The organism is Oceanimonas sp. GK1 (genome assembly GCF_000243075.1).
In the GTDB taxonomy this organism is placed as follows: Bacteria; Pseudomonadota; Gammaproteobacteria; order Enterobacterales; family Aeromonadaceae; genus Oceanimonas.
The window spans coordinates 885,235-901,780 of the sequence record NC_016745.1; the positions used below are offsets into that span (position 1 = coordinate 885,235).

General features: G+C 64.6%; 11 protein-coding genes. 9 read left to right on the top strand and 2 right to left on the bottom strand.

Annotation, left to right across the window (positions count from 1 at the left end; all coding sequences use genetic code 11):
- Position 1: 1 nt before the first annotated feature.
- Complete coding sequence (gene uvrA / locus GU3_RS04190) at positions 2-2,830, bottom strand: excinuclease ABC subunit UvrA (RefSeq protein WP_014291304.1); 2,829 nt, start codon at positions 2,828-2,830, stop codon at positions 2-4.
- Positions 2,831-2,979: 149 nt separating this feature from the next.
- Here uvrA and GU3_RS04195 point away from each other — a divergent pair, with 149 nt between their 5' ends.
- The 3 genes from GU3_RS04195 (at position 2,980) to GU3_RS04205 (ending at position 7,035) form a co-directional block, all read left to right on the top strand.
- Positions 2,980-4,353 (top strand): MFS transporter, encoded by a 1,374-nt coding sequence (locus GU3_RS04195; RefSeq protein ID WP_014291305.1) that lies wholly within the window; start codon positions 2,980-2,982, stop codon positions 4,351-4,353.
- A 14-nt stretch (positions 4,354-4,367) separates the two neighbouring features.
- Positions 4,368-4,955, top strand: coding sequence for a single-stranded DNA-binding protein (locus GU3_RS04200; protein ID WP_014291306.1), 588 nt, complete (start codon positions 4,368-4,370; stop codon positions 4,953-4,955).
- 166 nt (positions 4,956-5,121) lie between these two features.
- Positions 5,122-7,035 carry an EAL domain-containing protein gene (locus GU3_RS04205; protein WP_014291307.1) on the top strand — a complete coding sequence of 638 codons (1,914 nt, stop codon included), beginning with the start codon at positions 5,122-5,124 and terminating at the stop codon, positions 7,033-7,035.
- Between the two features lie 124 nt (positions 7,036-7,159).
- On the opposite strand, the gene GU3_RS04210 is transcribed toward GU3_RS04205, so the two are convergent.
- Complete coding sequence (locus tag GU3_RS04210; protein WP_148265848.1) at positions 7,160-8,071, bottom strand: pyridoxal-phosphate dependent enzyme; 912 nt, start codon at positions 8,069-8,071, stop codon at positions 7,160-7,162.
- 173 nt (positions 8,072-8,244) lie between these two features.
- Here GU3_RS04210 and GU3_RS04215 point away from each other — a divergent pair, with 173 nt between their 5' ends.
- The 6 genes from GU3_RS04215 (at position 8,245) to GU3_RS04240 (ending at position 16,545) form a co-directional block, all read left to right on the top strand.
- The gene (locus GU3_RS04215) at positions 8,245-9,288 is read left to right on the top strand and encodes a rod shape-determining protein (RefSeq protein ID WP_014291309.1); all 1,044 of its coding nucleotides are present in this window, start codon (positions 8,245-8,247) and stop codon (positions 9,286-9,288) included.
- Positions 9,289-9,323: 35 nt separating this feature from the next.
- Entirely contained in the window at positions 9,324-10,190 is an 867-nt protein-coding gene (gene mreC / locus GU3_RS04220; protein ID WP_014291310.1) for a rod shape-determining protein MreC, read from the top strand.
- Positions 10,187-10,675, top strand: a complete 489-nt coding sequence (gene mreD / locus GU3_RS04225; RefSeq protein WP_014291311.1) for a rod shape-determining protein MreD — start codon at positions 10,187-10,189, stop codon at positions 10,673-10,675. The genes mreC and mreD overlap by 4 nt, the downstream gene beginning before the upstream one ends.
- 9 nt (positions 10,676-10,684) lie before the next feature.
- Entirely contained in the window at positions 10,685-11,260 is a 576-nt protein-coding gene (locus GU3_RS04230) for a nucleoside triphosphate pyrophosphatase (protein ID WP_014291312.1), read from the top strand.
- 69 nt (positions 11,261-11,329) lie between these two features.
- Complete coding sequence (gene rng, locus GU3_RS04235) at positions 11,330-12,799, top strand: ribonuclease G (RefSeq protein ID WP_014291313.1); 1,470 nt, start codon at positions 11,330-11,332, stop codon at positions 12,797-12,799.
- Positions 12,799-16,545 carry a YhdP family protein gene (locus GU3_RS04240; protein ID WP_014291314.1) on the top strand — a complete coding sequence of 1,249 codons (3,747 nt, stop codon included), beginning with the start codon at positions 12,799-12,801 and terminating at the stop codon, positions 16,543-16,545. Before rng ends, GU3_RS04240 begins: the two co-directional genes overlap by 1 nt.
- Position 16,546 lies beyond the last annotated feature (1 nt).

The following is a 16,546-nucleotide window of genomic DNA, read 5'->3' on the forward strand; positions in this document are numbered from 1 at the left end:
GCTAGCGCCCATTCAGCATAGGCCGTAAAAAACGGGCCGTGTGCGAGTCCTGATGCTCCGCCACCGCTTCAGGGGTGCCGGCCACCAGAATGCGGCCGCCGCCGCTGCCCCCTTCCGGCCCCAGATCCACAATCCAGTCGGCGGTTTTGATCACGTCCAGGTTGTGCTCGATGATCACCACCGTATTGCCGTGGTCCCGCAGCCGGTGCAGCACCGTCAGCAGCAGCTGAATGTCGTGGAAATGCAGGCCGGTGGTGGGCTCGTCGAGAATGTACAGGGTCTGGCCGGTGTCCCGCTTCGACAGCTCACGGGCCAGCTTGACCCGTTGGGCCTCGCCCCCCGACAGGGTGGTGGCCGACTGCCCCAGGCGAATGTAGGACAGGCCCACGTCCATCAGGGTTTGCAGCTTGCGGGCGATGGCCGGCACCGGTGCAAAGAAGGCGCAGGCGTCTTCCACCGTCATCTCCAGCACCTCGTGAATGCTTTTGCCCTTGTACTGGATCTCCAGGGTTTCCCGGTTGTAGCGCTTGCCCTTGCACACATCGCAGGGCACGTAAACGTCGGGCAGGAAGTGCATTTCCACCTTGATCATGCCGTCGCCCTGGCAGGCCTCGCAGCGCCCCCCCTTGACGTTGAACGAGAAGCGGCCCGGTTTGTAGCCCCGGGAGCGAGCCTCCTGAGTGCCGGAAAACAGCTCGCGAATAGGAGTGAAAATGCCGGTGTAGGTGGCCGGGTTGGAGCGGGGCGTGCGGCCGATGGGGCTCTGATCGATGTCCACCACCTTGTCCAGCTTGTCCAGGCCGTGAATGGCGGTATAAGGCGCCGGCTGGCTGACGGTGGCCTTGTTCAGCTCCCGGTGGGCCAGGGGAAACAGGGTGTCGTTGATCAGCGTCGATTTGCCCGAGCCGGATACCCCGGTGACGCAGGTCATCAGCCCCAGGGGCAGTTCCAGATCTACCTGCTTGAGGTTGTTGCCGCTGGCCCCTTCCAGTTTCAGCCAGTGCTCGCCCACTGGGGTGCGTTGCGTCGGCACGGCAATGCATTCCCGTCCCGACAGATAGGCGCCGGTAAGGGAATCCGGGTTGGCCATCACCTCCGCCGGGGTGCCTTGCGCCACGATTTCGCCGCCGTGCACGCCGGCGCCGGGGCCGATGTCGAGCACATGATCGGCGGCGCGAATGGCGTCTTCATCGTGCTCCACCACGATCACGGTATTGCCCAGATCCCGCAGGTGAGTGAGGGTGGCCAGCAGTCGTTCGTTGTCCCGCTGGTGCAGGCCGATGCTGGGCTCGTCGAGCACGTACATGACCCCCACCAGGCCGGCCCCGATCTGGCTGGCCAGGCGAATGCGCTGGGCCTCACCCCCGGACAGGGTTTCGGCGCTGCGGGACAGGGTCAGGTAGTTGAGCCCGACATTGACCAGAAAGCCCAGCCGCTCAATGATCTCCTTCAGGATCTTGTCGGCGATTTGCGCCTTTTGCCCGGCGAGCTGCAGTCCGGTGAAAAAGGCATGGGCCTCGCCAATGGCCATGTCGGACACCCGGGGCAGGTTGTGATCCGCCACAAACACATGGCGGGCGGCTTCCTTCAGCCGGGTGCCGCCGCAGCCGGGGCAGGCCCGGTTGCTCTGGTATTTGGCCAGCTCTTCCCGCACCGAGTTGGACTCGGTCTCCCGGTAGCGGCGCTCCATGTTGTGAATGATGCCCTCAAAGGGGTGCTTGCGCACCAGCACATCGCCCCGGTCGTTCATGTAGCGGAACTCGATGCTGGTGCGGCCCGAGCCGTACAGCACGGCTTTTTGTATCGGCCCGGACAGGCTCTCAAAGGGCGCCTCCAGATCGAAGTCGTAGTGCTCCGCCAGGGATTTCAGCATCTGGTAATAGTAATAACTGCGCTTGTCCCAGCCGCGAATGGCACCGCCGGCCAGGCTCAGCTCGGGGTTGGACACCACCTTGTCGGGGTCGACGATTTGCTGCACGCCCAGGCCGTCGCACTGCTCGCAGGCCCCCGCCGGGTTGTTGAAGGAGAAAATGCGCGGCTCCAGCTCGGCGATGGAGTGGCCGCACTCGGGGCAGGCGAAGTTGGCGGAAAACACCAGGGGATCTTCGTGCTCGTCGTCCATGCTCACCACCGAGGCGATGCCGCCGGACAGCTCCAGCGCCGCTTCAAAGGACTCGGCCAGCCGCAGCTGCAGATCGTCCCGCACCTTGAAGCGGTCCACCACCACTTCGATGGTGTGTTTTTTCTGCAATTCGAGTGCCGGCGGATCCGACAGATCACACACTTCGCCGTCGATGCGGGCGCGAATAAAGCCCTGGGCCGAGAGGTTGTCGAGCAGCTTGCTGTGCTCCCCCTTGCGGTTGCGCACCACCGGCGCCAACAGCATTAGCCGCTTGCCCTCGGGCTGCTCCAGCACCTTGTCCACCATCTGGCTGATGGTCTGGGCGGTCAGCGGCAGGTGGTGGGTGGGACAGCGGGGCTCGCCCACCCGGGCAAACAGCAGGCGCAGGTAGTCATGAATTTCGGTAATGGTGCCCACGGTGGAGCGGGGATTGTGAGAGGTGGACTTCTGCTCGATGGAAATGGCCGGCGACAGCCCCTCGATATGGTCGACGTCGGGCTTTTCCATCAGGGACAAAAACTGGCGGGCGTAGGCGGAGAGCGACTCCACATAGCGGCGCTGGCCTTCGGCATAGAGGGTGTCAAAGGCCAGGGATGACTTGCCCGAGCCCGACAGGCCGGTGATCACGATCAGTTTGTCCCGGGGCAGTTCCAGGCTGATGTTCTTCAGGTTGTGGGTGCGGGCTCCGCGAACGTCGATTTTATCCATCTGCAGCTTGACCAAGTTTTAAACCAGACCGGCTAGTATGGCACTGGATGAATAGCCAGCCAAGAGCGCAACAAGAGGGATTAATCTCGACCGGCGCTCCGTGCTAAACTGCCGCTCCTTTGTGAACAATGACTGCGGAACCATCATTCATGAGCGATCAGCAAGGCTTCAGCCCGCGGGAGCGACGGGCGTCCTTTACCCTGGCGGGCATTTTTGGCATGCGCATGCTGGGCCTGTTCATGATCATGCCGGTGTTTGCCCTGTACGGTGACAGCCTGGAAGGCTATTCGCCCCTGTGGGTGGGCATCGCCATCGGCGCTTACGGCCTGACCCAGGCGCTGCTGCAGATCCCCGCCGGCTGGCTGTCGGACCGCATCGGCCGCAAGCCGGTGATCTATGCCGGCCTGGGGCTGTTTGCCGCCGGCTCGGTGGTGGCGGCGCTGTCCGACTCGGTCTATGGCGTGGTGGCTGGCCGAGTGCTGCAGGGCAGTGGTGCCATTGCCGGCGCCATTCTGGCCTTGGCCGCCGACATTACCCGGGAAGAAAACCGCACCAAGGCCATGGCCATTATCGGCGTCTGTATCGGCCTGTCGTTTGCCGTGGCCATGGTGGCGGGGCCCTTGCTGGCGGCGCTGTTTGGGCTGTCCGGGGTGTTCTGGAGCACGGCGCTGCTGGCGCTGGTGGGCATGGTGATGGTGCGTTTTATGCTGCCGGATTCGGTGAGCAAGGGCCAGATCCGGGACGTGACCGCCGCCCCCGAGCTGCTGGGCCGGCTGCTGAAAGACAAGCAGTTGCTGCGGCTCGATTTTGGCATTCTGCTGCTGCACATGACCCTGACGGCGGTGTTTGTGGCGTTTCCGCTGTCCCTGAAAGACGCCGGCCTGGTGCCGGAACATCACTGGTGGCTGTATCTGCCGGCGCTGATGCTGTCGTTTGTGCTGATCATTCCCTTTCTGATCATTGGCGCCCGGCGCAACATGAACAAGCTGCTGTTTCAGGCCTCCATTCTGGTGATGATGGTGGCATTGGTGCTGATGGCCCTGGGGCAGGGCCAGTTGTGGCTGCTGGCGGTAGCCATGGTGCTGTATTTTACCGCCTTCAACTTTATGGAAGCCTCGCTGCCGGCGTTTTTGTCGATGCTGGCGCCGGCGGGCGGCAAGGGCACCGCCATGGGCATCTACTCCACCAGCCAGTTTTTCGGCGCCTTTCTCGGCGGCGTGCTGGGGGGCGCCCTGTTCCAGCAACTAGGCGGTTCGGGGGTATTTTTACTGGTGGCGCTGACCATGGTGTTGTGGTTCTGGCTGTCGGCGGGCATGACCAATGTGAGCCGGGTACGGTCTCATATTCTGCCCATCGGTGGTAATATGGAAACGGAGTCTGCCCGCAGTCAGCTGCTGCAGCGCCTGATGGCACTGCCGGGGGTGCACGAGGCGCTGATCATTCCCGATGAAAGCGCCGCCTACCTCAAGGTAGATGGCAACATTTTTGAACTGGATCAGGCCAAACGCCTGGTCAACCTGTGAGTACGGAGCAAGTTATGGCCAATAGAGGCATCAACAAAGTCATCCTGATCGGGCATCTGGGTCAGGATCCCGAAGTGCGCTATATGCCTAACGGCAACGCCGTCGCCAACATCACCCTGGCCACCAGCGAAACCTGGCGGGACAAGCAGAGTGGCGAGCAGCGTGAGCGCACCGAATGGCACCGGGTGGTGTTTTTCGGCAAGCTGGCCGAAATTGCCGGCGAATACCTGCGCAAGGGCTCGCAGGTGTATGTGGAAGGCCGGCTGCAAACCCGCAAGTGGCAGGATCAGGGCGGCCAGGATCGCTATACCACCGAGGTGGTAGTGGATCAGGGCGGCACCATGCAGATGCTGGGCGGTCGTCCTCAGGGTGGTGGCCAGCAGCAGGGCGGCTGGAATCAGGGCCAGCAGGGCGGTGGCCAGCAGGGCAACTGGGGTCAGCAGCAGGGCGGCAGCCAGTACGGCCAGCAGGGTGGCCAGCCCCAGTATGGCAACCCGTCTCAGGGGCAGCCTCAGAGCCAGCCGCAGCCGGCGTCCAAACCCCAGAGCCAGCCGGTGTACAACGAGCCGCCGATGGACTTTGATGACGACATTCCGTTCTAAGCTGGAAGCGCCGATGCTCGAGGCCCCGCTCAGGCGGGGCCTTTTGCCGTTTGGGGGCGCCGTTCAAACTGAACGATACTGAACAAAGGCGGGGTAAGGGTTCATCTGAATCTTTAATGATCATCAACAGGACGTGCCGGCACGCGCTCGGTGGCAAGGACAGCGAATGAAATTCACCAATCAGTTTATTACCACCATCACCCTCTGTGTGCTGGCGGCGGTGCTGATGGTTCTGGTTGGCGCCGGCATCAGTTTCTATCAGATGGGCGTGGCCTACCAGCAGCGTCAGGTCGACGCCGTGGTGCGCATGGTCGACGAGGCCTGGCAGAGCGGCAGCGCAGAGCAACCCGCCCTGGAGCGCTGGCTGCCGGCGCTGCTCGATATCAACGACATCATCGAGTTTACGGTGCAGGACGAGGCGGCGGAGCAGTACCGCTACCGCCAGGGCCAGCCGCTGTCTGCCAATGAGGTGTCCCGGGAGTACCGGCGCGTCCTGCCAGGCGAGCCGGGGCTGTCGGTTCGGCTGGTACTGCGTCCGCCCTTTTATCATATCGACAGCTCGCTGGCGGCGGTATCGGGGCTGACCGGTGCCATCATGCTGGTGCTGGCTGGCCTGTTGTTCAGCCTGCGCTGGTTTCGCCGCCAGCTGCGCGGTGCCGAATTGCTCGATCAGCGCGGCCGGCTGATCCTGGCTGGCCGGCTCAGCATGCTGCAGCACAGTCCGCGGGAGGAATGGCCCCAGGCCGCCAGCCGGGCGCTGGACAAGCTGATGAGCGACCTCAAGGAAGCGCGCAAGGAGCGCAGCCGCTTCGATACCTTCATTCGCGCCAATGTGTTTGTCGACCGCAAGATCGGCATCGGCAACCGAATCTTCTTCGACAACCGGCTGGAAGCGGCGCTCAACGACTCCGCCAGCCACTCTGGCGCCCTGCTGCTGGTGGAGCTGCAGGACCTGGAGCACATCAACCACAAGTTGGGCCACGACAGGGGCGATGAGCTGCTGAGCTCGGCCTCGGTGTACCTGGGGCACCTGATCCGGCGTTATCCCGGTGCCCTGCAGGCCCGCTATACCGGCAACACCTTTGCCCTGCTGTTTCCCAACCTGGTGGAAAGCGAGGCGCTGGACGCGGCCCGTCAGGTGATGAAGCTGCTGCGCCGGTTGCACTGGCCCGATACGGTGCGCGACCCTACCCTGTTTATCGGAGGTGTGTGCTTTCGTTTTGGCGAGCAACTGCACCAGGTGGAGGAAGAGGCGGAGCTGGCCCTGCGCAGCGCCGCCCTGCAGGGCGGCGACGGTTATTTCATGTATTACAAGGGCCTGACCGAGGAGAGCAGCGGCAAGGGCACGGTACGCTGGCGCACCCTGCTGGGCCGGGTGCTGGAGCAGGACGCGGTGCTGCTCGACCGCCAGGGCATTTATCGCGCTCGGGGCCGTGAGCCGGAGAGCCTGGAGCTGCTGGCGCGCATTCGCGATGAGCAGGGCCGGGAGCTGGCGGCGGGGCACTTTCTGCCGATGGCGGAAAAATGCGGCCTGCTGCAGGAGCTGGATCGCAGCATCATGCTGCGCTGCCTGACCCTGCTGCAGGAAAGCGACCGCCGGGCCACCCTGGCCATCAACCTGTCGGTGGACAGCCTGCTCAACCGGGGCTTTCATCGCTGGCTGGTGTTTGAGCTTATCCAGCTGCCGAAGGCACTGCTCAACGATCTGGTGATCGAGCTGTCGGAAGCCGGGGTCAGCCGTCATTTCCAGGACCTGGTCAAGCCGCTGCGGGCGCTCAAGGCGCTGGGCTGCGGACTGGCGGTGGATCATGCCGGCCAGGACGTGGTCAGCACCCAATACATCAAGGATTACGAGCTCGATTATCTCAAGCTGCATCCCAGCCTGGTGCGGGACATTGAAAAGAAACCCAATAACCAGATGGCGGTGCGCAGCCTGCTGGGCAACTGCATGGGCAACCGCACCGAGGTGATTGCGGTGGGGGTGGAAACCGAGGCGGAATGGCAATGCCTGCAACAGCTGGGGGTGCACGCCGGCCAGGGCTATTACTTCTCCTGCCCCGAGCGGTTTGCGCTGGTGTAGTTGAATGCCAAGGGACTCTGCTTCACGACTCGCCGTAAACCCGTCCATGGGGGCTCCGCTGCGCCATCCATGGCGCAGAGGGTCGTGAATCAGAGCTCCCTTGTCCTTCTCGTTGGTTTTGGAGTTAGAGGCAGGTTCTGGCCCCCTGTAAACCGCCGGTATGCAGAAACACCAGCCGGCGGCCGTGTGAATAATGGCCGGCCTCGATATCCCGAAACAGCCCCAGCATTGCCTTGCCGCTGTACACCGGCTCCAGCGGCACAGCCAGTGTCTCGCTCAAGGCGGTGATGGCGACGTTGTCCTCGGCACTGCACCTGGCATAGCCGCCGCCGTGATGGTCCAGCCGCAGCTGCCAGCCGTTATCGTCGGCCGCGGGTCCATACAGCCCGTGCACGGTATCGGCCAGCCAGCCTTCGCCTTTCAGTACCGCATAGCCGGTGACTTGAGTGCCGGCGGGGCGGGCCGAGAGCAGCCCCGCCAGGGTACCGCCGCTGGCGACCGGCAGGATCAGTTCATCGCACTCGGGCAGCTCTTGCCACAGCTCGGCCACCCCGGGCAGGGCCAGCTCGCAGCTGCCGCCTTCGGGGATCAGGTAAAAACCCGGATAACGGGCGGCCAGGCCGGCCAGAAAGTCCGCATCGTGGCGGCGCCGATAGGTTTGTCGGTCCACGAACTCAAGCTGCATGCCCCAGCCTCGAGCATCACTCAGGGTCGGGTTGCCGGCATACTCGGCTTCGCCCCGCACTATGCCTGCGGTGGGCAGCCCCAGGGCGTGGCCGGCGGCAGCCAGGGCGTGCAAATGGTTTGACCAGGCACCGCCAAAGCTGAGCAGGCCGGCAGCGTCTTCAGACAGCGCCTGGCGCAACACATATTTAAGTTTTCGCCACTTGTTGCCGGAAATAAAAGCATGTAGCCGGTCGTCCCGCTTGATGTGCAGGGTCAGCCCGTAGAGCTCGAGCAGTGAATGCTGTACCGGTTGCAGAACGGCGGTGCCGGCCCGCCCGTACAAGTGTTGCCAGCGATGCAGTGAAAGCACGGAAAAACAGTGAAAATGAAAGTTCTGGCGCAAGTGTAAGGAACTTATCGATTTATTGAAACTCGTATTCGTTCGTGACCGGCCTCACCGGGGTTGCGCCTTGCGGGGGGCCGGTTGCGTTGGTAAAGTTAGCCGAATTTTCCGGTTTCTCAACCCAGGACCCCCTTCAGCATATGTTCAAGAAACTCAGAGGCATGTTTTCCAACGATCTGTCGATCGATTTGGGGACGGCCAATACCCTTATCTACGTCAAGGATCAGGGCATAGTTCTGAACGAGCCCTCCGTCGTGGCCATTCGCCAGGAAAGAGCCGGCTCGGCCCAGAGCGTTGCCGCCGTCGGCCATGCCGCCAAACAGATGCTGGGGCGTACGCCCGGCAATATCGCCGCCATTCGTCCGATGAAGGACGGCGTGATCGCCGATTTTTACGTTACCGAGAAAATGCTGCAGCATTTCATCAAGCAGGTACACGACAACAACTTTTTCCGCCCCAGCCCCCGTGTGCTGGTGTGCGTGCCCTGCGGCTCCACCCAGGTGGAACGCCGGGCCATCAAGGAGTCCGCCCTGGGGGCCGGCGCCCGTGAGGTATACCTGATCGACGAGCCCATGGCGGCGGCCATCGGCGCCGGCTTGCCGGTATCCGAAGCCACCGGCTCCATGGTGGTGGATATCGGTGGCGGGACCACCGAAGTGGCCATTATCTCGCTCAACGGCGTGGTCTATTCCCAGTCGGTACGGGTGGGGGGCGATCGCTTTGATGAGGCCATTATCAATTACGTGCGCCGCAACTACGGTTCGCTCATCGGGGAAGCCACCGCCGAGCGCATCAAGCACGAGGTGGGCTCCGCCTACCCGGGGGACGAGGTACTGGAAATCGAAGTGCGGGGCCGCAACCTGGCGGAAGGGGTACCGCGCAGCTTTACCCTCAACTCCAACGAGATCCTGGAAGCGCTGCAGGAGCCGCTGTCGGGCATTGTCAGCGCCGTGATGGTGGCGCTGGAGCAGTCCCCGCCGGAGCTGGCTTCCGACATTTCCGAGCGGGGCATGGTACTGACCGGCGGTGGCGCCCTGTTGCGGGATCTGGACCGCCTGCTGATGGAAGAAACCGGCATTCCCGTGGTGGTGGCCGATGATCCCATGACCTGTGTCGCCCGGGGCGGCGGCAAGGCCCTGGAGATGATCGACATGCACGGCGGCGACCTGTTCCACTACGACTGATGAACCGGGCCGGGTGACCGGCCCGATCTGCCTTGATGAAACCCATATTCGGTCGCGGACCATCCCTGCCCATTCGCCTGACCCTGGCGGTGCTGGCCAGCCTTGCCCTGATGGTGGCGGACAGCCGCTACCAGTCCTTTACCGACATCAAGCTTTACCTTAACTCCCTGGTGAGCCCGCTGCAGTACATGGCCAACAGCCCGCGGGTGCTGCTGGACTCCGCCTCGACCCAGCTGATGTCGCGCCGGGCGCTGCTCAACCTGACCGAGCGCATGGAGCGGGAGCTGTTCCTGCTGCGGGACGATCTGCTGCGGCTGCGTCACCTGGAGCAGGAAAACCAGCGCCTGCGCGAGCTGCTGGGCTCGCCGGTGCAGTACGATACCCGGCGCATGGTGGCGGAGATCATGGCGGTGGACACGGATCCGTTTTCCCACCAGGTGGTGATCGACAAGGGCAGCCGGCAGGGGGTGTTTGAAGGCCAGCCGGTGCTCAACGAGCAGGGGGTGGTCGGCCAGGTGACGTCCGTGGGTCAGACCACCAGCCGGGTGCTGCTGATCACCGACATCAGCCATGGCATTCCGGTACGGGTGGCGCGCAACGACATTCGCGCCATCGCCAGCGGCAGCGGCCGGCTGGACCGGCTGGTGCTCGACAACATCACCCGCAATACCGATATTCAGCAAGGCGACGTGCTGCTCAGCTCCGGCCTGGCCGGGCGCTTTCCCGAGGGGTATCCGGTGGGCCGGGTCACCCATGTAGGGTACGAGGAAGGCCAGCCCTTTGCCGATATTCGCATCACCCCCTTCGCCGCCCTCGACCGGGTGCGTTACCTGTTGTTGCTGTGGCCCGAGCCCAGGGTCACCGAGCCCGAGGCCCCCACATCCAGCGAGGACTCGCCATGAGCGCCTTTCCCTTGCGCAGCCGGCTGGGCATCATGTTCAGCCTGGCGCTGGTGCTGATGCTGTCGATTTTGCCGCTGCCGGAGTTGATCGCGCCGTTTCGGCCCGACTGGCTGCTGATCACCCTGATCTACTGGGCCATTGCCCTGCCGCACCGGGCCAACGTGGGCACCGCCTTTGTGGCTGGGCTGCTGCTGGACCTGCTGCTGGGCTCGGTGCTCGGCGTGCGCGCCCTGGCGCTGGTCATTCCGGTGTACCTGGCGGCGTCCCAGTTTCAGCGCATGCGCAATTACTCGGTGTGGCAGCAGGCCTTTGTGGTGGGTGGCCTGGTGATGCTCAACAAACTGTTGATCTTCTGGACCGCCTACCTGCACCGGGATATTCAGGTGGATTACCACTACTTCTGGTCCATCGTCAGCAGCATGGTGTTCTGGCCCTGGATCTTCCTGTTGCTGCGCAAGTGCCGGCGCCAGTTTGCCCTGACCTGAGGAGCTGTCATGACCCTTGCCCTGTACCTGGCCTCCGCCTCGCCCCGCCGCCGTGAACTGCTGGCCCAGCTGGGGGTGTGCTTTGCACTGGTGCGCCCGGAAGTGGAGGAGCGCCAGCAGCCGGGTGAGGCGGCCTTCGACTATGTGCAGCGACTGGCCCGAAGCAAGGCCCTGGCCGGGGCGGCACTGGCACCGCAGCCGCTGCCGGTGCTGGGGGGCGATACCATAGTGGTGGTGGACGGCGAGGTGCTGGAAAAGCCCCACAGCGAGGCTCACGGCAAGGCCATGCTGCGCCGGCTGTCGGGGCGCACCCACGAGGTGATGACCGCCATGGCCCTCGCCGGCGGCGCCGGCTGCGAGGTGGTGCTGGTGACCACGGCCGTGACCTTTCGTGAGTTGAGCGATGCCGACATCGACCGTTACTGGCGTACCGGCGAGCCGGTTGACAAGGCCGGGGGCTATGGCATACAGGGCCTGGGTGGTCGTTTTGTGTCGCGCATCAACGGCAGTTACAGCGCCGTGGTGGGCCTGCCGTTGGTGGAAACCGAAGCTTTGCTGCACCGCGGGGGCGTGGTGACCGGCTGATTCGGGCTCCGGAACACCGCCATTCTGTGTTAATTTAGGACATTCTCTATCCAGACTGGCGGAGCCTACATGTCTGCAGAACTGATTATCAATATGACGCCGGCGGAGACCCGGGTCGCCCTGGTGGAAAACGGTATCCTGCAGGAAGTGCATATCGAGCGCCAGACCCGGCGCGGCATTGTCGGCAATATCTACAAGGGCAAAGTCAGCCGGGTGCTGCCCGGCATGCAGGCGGCCTTTGTGGACATCGGCGGCGAGCGCGCCGCCTTTCTGCACGCCTCCGACATCGTGCCCCACACCGAGTGCGTGGATACCCGCGAGCAGGCCCATTTTCAGGCGGGCAACATTGCCGAGCTGGTGCGCCAGGGCCAGGACATCATGGTGCAGGTGGTGAAAGACCCGCTCGGCACCAAGGGCGCCCGCCTGACCACCGACATTACCCTGCCGTCCCGTTACCTGGTATTCATGCCCGGCAGTGCCTATGTGGGCGTGTCGCAACGCATTGATTCGGAGCAGGAGCGGGAGCGGCTCAAGGCCCTGGCCGCCGAGCATGTGGACGAGCAGGGCGGCTTTATCATTCGCACCGCCGCCGAGGGCATCGGCGAGCAGGAGCTGGCCCAGGACGCCGCCTTTCTCAAGCGGCTGTGGCGCAAGATCCAGGAGCGCCGGGGCAAGTACCCGTCCTGCTCCATGCTCTACGAGGATCTGCGGCTGGCGTTTCGCATTGTGCGCGACTTTGTCGGCGCCGAGCTGGATCGCATTCGGGTCGACTCCCGGGAAACCTGCGATGCCCTGCGTACCTTCGTGGATGAGTTCGTGCCTGAACTGTCCGGGCGTATCGAGTACTACCAGGGCAATGCGCCCATCTTTGATCTGTATGACGTGGAAAACGAAATCCAGCGGGCGCTGGATCGCAAGGTGGAGCTCAAGTCGGGGGGCTATCTGATCATTGATCAGACCGAGGCCATGACCACCATCGACATCAACACCGGCGCCTTTGTTGGCCACCGCAACCTCGAAGAGACCATCTTCAACACCAACATCGAGGCCACCCAGGCCATTGCCCGCCAGCTGCGGCTGCGCAACCTGGGGGGCATCATCATCATCGACTTCATCGACATGTACGATGAGGATCACAAGCGCCGGGTGTTGCACAGCCTGGAGCTGGCACTAAGTAAGGACAGGGCCAAGACCAACGTCAACGGCTTTTCCCAGCTGGGGCTGGTGGAGATGACCCGCAAGCGTACCCGGGAGAGCCTGGAGCACGTGCTGTGCGATGCCTGCCCCGAGTGCAACGGCCGGGCCCGGGTGAAAACCGTGGAAACCGTGAGCTACGAGATTTTGCGGGAGATACTGCGGGTCAACAAGGCCTACGATGCCGACAAGTTCGTGGTCTATGCCTCCACCGCCGTGGCCGACGCCCTGCAGGAGGACGAATCCCACATGCTGGCCGAGCTGGAAGTCTTTATTGGCAAGCAGGTCAGGGTCAACAGTGAGCCCCTGTACAATCAGGAGCAGTTCGACGTGGTAATGATGTAGTGTTAAGACGCAGTCTGAGCTGGGCCTGGTTCGGCCTGGCCGCCGGCGCCGTGGTGCTGGCGGTGCTGGTCACCCTGCTGCGCTTCGGGCCGCCCTGGCTGGCCACCCTGCAGCAGCAGTGGCTCGACCGGCTGCTGAGCGAGCACAGCCTGACCCTGAATATCGGCGGCCTGGGGCTGGACTGGCAGGACTACGGCCCCGTGCTGGTGCTGGAACAGGTCCGCCTGCAGCGGCCGGCCCAGCCGGATCTCACCCTGCGTCGCGCGTTGATCGACATGCAGTTGTGGCAAAGCCTGCGCCAGTGGCGACCGGTGCTGAATCAGGTCACCCTCGACGGTTTGCGGCTGCCCCTGCAGCCGGCAGAAAACGGTGAGGGCAATGCTCCCGATCTCCATGTCCTGCGCACCCTGGCGTTGCAGGGGGTAGAGCGGCTCACCCTGGTGGATGCGCAACTGGAGCTGGCCAGCCCCGGCAGGCCGCTGCTGACGCTGCACATTCCCGCCCTACGCTGGCACAACGGCCCCGGTCTACACCAGGGGGAAGGGCGTCTCGGTTTTGGTGACGATGCCGGCCAGCAGTTCCTGTTCAAGGGCCGGCTAGAAGGCGAGCTCGATAACCTGAGCGGCGGTATCTACCTGCAGGCCGACGGCGTGGACGCCAGTCCGGTGCTGGCCCGGGTACGGCCCGCCGACGACAGTGTCTCCGCCGAGCTGTCGTTCGAGGCCTGGCTGGAGTGGCAGCAGGGAGAATTGCACACGGCCCTGCTCAGCCTGGGGCGCAACCGGGCCGGCTGGGGCGAGCAGCATACCGTGGCGGTGGACGGCGGACGCCTGCAGTGGCAGCCCACCGCCAGTGGCTGGCAGCTGGCCAGCGGCGACATCGACATCAGCGTCGACGGCGAGGCCTGGCCCAGTTGGCGGGTGCAGCTCGACCGCCAGGGCGATCGCCTCAGCGGCTACCTGGATCGACTCAGCTTTACCGATCTGGCCTTACTGGCCCAGTGGGGTGAAGACTACTGGCCAAAGGCTGCCCGCCAGCTCGCCGGTATCGCTCCCGGTGGCCAGCTTTCCGGGCTGCGTTTTGAGTCCAATACCGACGGCAGCGACTGGCGGCTGGACGGCGAGCTCCATGACGTCAGCACGCGGGCCTTTGGCTGGGCGCCGCAAACCCGGGGCATTAACGGCCGTTTTGTGCTGGCCGCCGATCACGGCCGTCTGGCTCTGGAGCAGGCGGCCCCGGCCGACTGGCAATGGGACAAGGCCTTTCGCGGCAACTGGCCGATACAGCGGCTCGCCGCCGGGCTGCAGTGGCAACAGCGCGCCGATGGCTGGTGGCTATGGAGCGACCGGCTGGAGCTGGACGGAGACGATTTAAGCCTGGACGCCTGGTTCAGCCTGCAGCTGGCGGCGGGCCAGTCGCCCCTGCTCAGCGCCTCGGCCCGGGTGGATCTGCACCGGGCCGGCCAGGCCGGATCCTACCTGCCGGAACCGGTGATGGGGCCGCGGCTGGTGGATTACCTGCAGGGCGCCATTCGTGCCGGCCATGCCGACCATGCCGAGGTGCTCTGGTATGGCCGGCTCAATCAGTTTCCTTACCGCGACGGCTCGGGCCTTTTTCAGGCCCGGGTGCCCCTGCGCGACGCCGAATTCCGCTTTGATCCCCGCTGGCAGCCGCTCACGGCTCTCGATCTCGATTTGCTGTTTGAAAACGACGGCCTGTTCATGACGGGGCCGAGCGGGCGCCTGGGCGAGGCCCGGGCGGAAAACATCGACGCCCGCATCGTCCCCCTCAACCGCAGTGCCCGGCTGACACTCGATGCCGGCATTGGCGGGGGCGGCGAGGCGGTCACCGCCTACTTGCAGAATTCCCCCCTGGCCGGCTCGGTGGGCACCACCCTGAAGCAGGTGCAGGTGTCCGGGCCGCTGACCGGCCGGCTTGGCCTCGACATTCCTCTTTCCGGCGGGCCCGTGGGAGTGAACGGCGAGGTCAACTTTGCCGGCAACGAGGTGCTGGTCACGCCCCTGGCCATGCCCCTGACCGGAGTCAGCGGCACCCTCACCTTTGATGAAAAGCAGACAGATTTACAGCAGCTTCAGGCCCGATGGCTGGGCCAGCCGCTGCGGGTGGATTATCGGGGGCGAGTGACCGAGGCCGGTTACCGGGCCGACATCGGCCTGGCGGGCCGGCTGCAGGGGGCCGCCCTGAGCCGGGCGCAGCCCGTGCTTGGCGGCCTGAGCGGGGAAGCCGGCTGGCGGGGGGATATTCAACTGCGGCTGGAACAGGGCAGGGTGAATTACGACGCCGAGTTCGGCTCTGAGCTGACGGGGCTGGGCAGCCGGCTGCCTACCCCGCTGGGCAAGGACGCCCAGCGGGAGCGGCCGCTGCGTCTGAGCCTGTCCGGCGACACCGCTCAGGCAAAGGCTCAGGTGAGCCTTGCTCCGGATATTGATGCCGAGGTCCGGCTGGCCTTTGCCGCGGGCGGCGCTGAAATCAAGCGGCTGTGGCTGAATGCCGGCGGCGCCGTGGCCCGGCCGCCCCGGGCGCCACTGGATGTGGCAGCGCATCTGGCGGAGCTGAAACTGGATGACTGGCTGGCCCTGCTGGGCGGTGGTCAGGGCGAGCCCCCTTCTTCGGGGCGGTTGCTGCGCTGGCCGGCAGGCTACCGGGCCGCCATTCGGGCCGATGGTGGCGAGTTGTGGCATCAGCCCCTGAGCGATCTGCGGCTGACCCTGACCCCCGCCGAGGCGGGGCGCCACCGGCTGGCAGTGAATGCCCAGCAGGCAAAAGGCGAGCTTGCCTGGGGGAATGGTGAGCCGGTTACCGCCCGCTTTGAGCGGTTGTGGCTGGCCCCCCGGCTTCCTGAGACCGGGCCCACGGTGGGCCGGCTTTCCCCGGGGCAGATACCGGCACTGGTGTTCCGCTGCGAAGACTGCCGCTGGCGCGATCTGGCCCTGGGCAAGACCGGGTTTCAATTAACCCCGCTGACGGCGGAAAACGGCGTGCAGCTCGACGATCTCTGGCTGGACGGCCCCCGGTTGCAGGGCCGCGCCCAGGGTCGCTGGCTGCAGCATGAGAGTGGCGACATCAGCCGGCTGCAGTGGCAGGGGGGCACCCCGTCGCTGCAGGCGCTGTGGCAGGCCATGGGCCAGCCCTCGCCTTTTCGGGATACCCAGGCGCTGCTGGAGGGCGAACTGACCTGGCCCGGCTTGCCCTGGCAACCAGCGCCGGGCACCCTGAACGGGACGGTCAGCGTGGAGACCGGCGCCGGCGTGCTCACCGGGGTCAGCGACAAGGGGGCCGGCCTGTTGTCGGTACTGAGCATGGAGTCGGTGCTGCGCCGCCTGCGGCTGGATTTTCGCGATGTGTTTGAGCAAGGGTTTTATTTCGACAGCATTACCGCCACCGGTGAGTTTCGCAACGGCGTGTTGCACAATGACGATTTTCTGCTGAAAGGGGCCGCCGGGGATCTGGCCGGACGCGGGCGAGTGGATCTGGCGGCGGAACGGCTGGACTACCGTTTTGACTTCACCCCCAACCTTACTGGTAACCTGCCGGTACTGGCGGCCTTTGCGGTGACCCCGGTCACCGGCCTGTATGTGCTGGCCCTGTCCAAGGTGCTGGGGCCCGTGGTAGATGTATTTACCCGTATTCGTTACGGCGTGAGCGGCCCCCTGGCCAGCCCGCAAGTCAGCGAACTGGGCCGGGAGCGCAACCGCATACGCCTGCCGCAAACCGACAAGGAGTAAT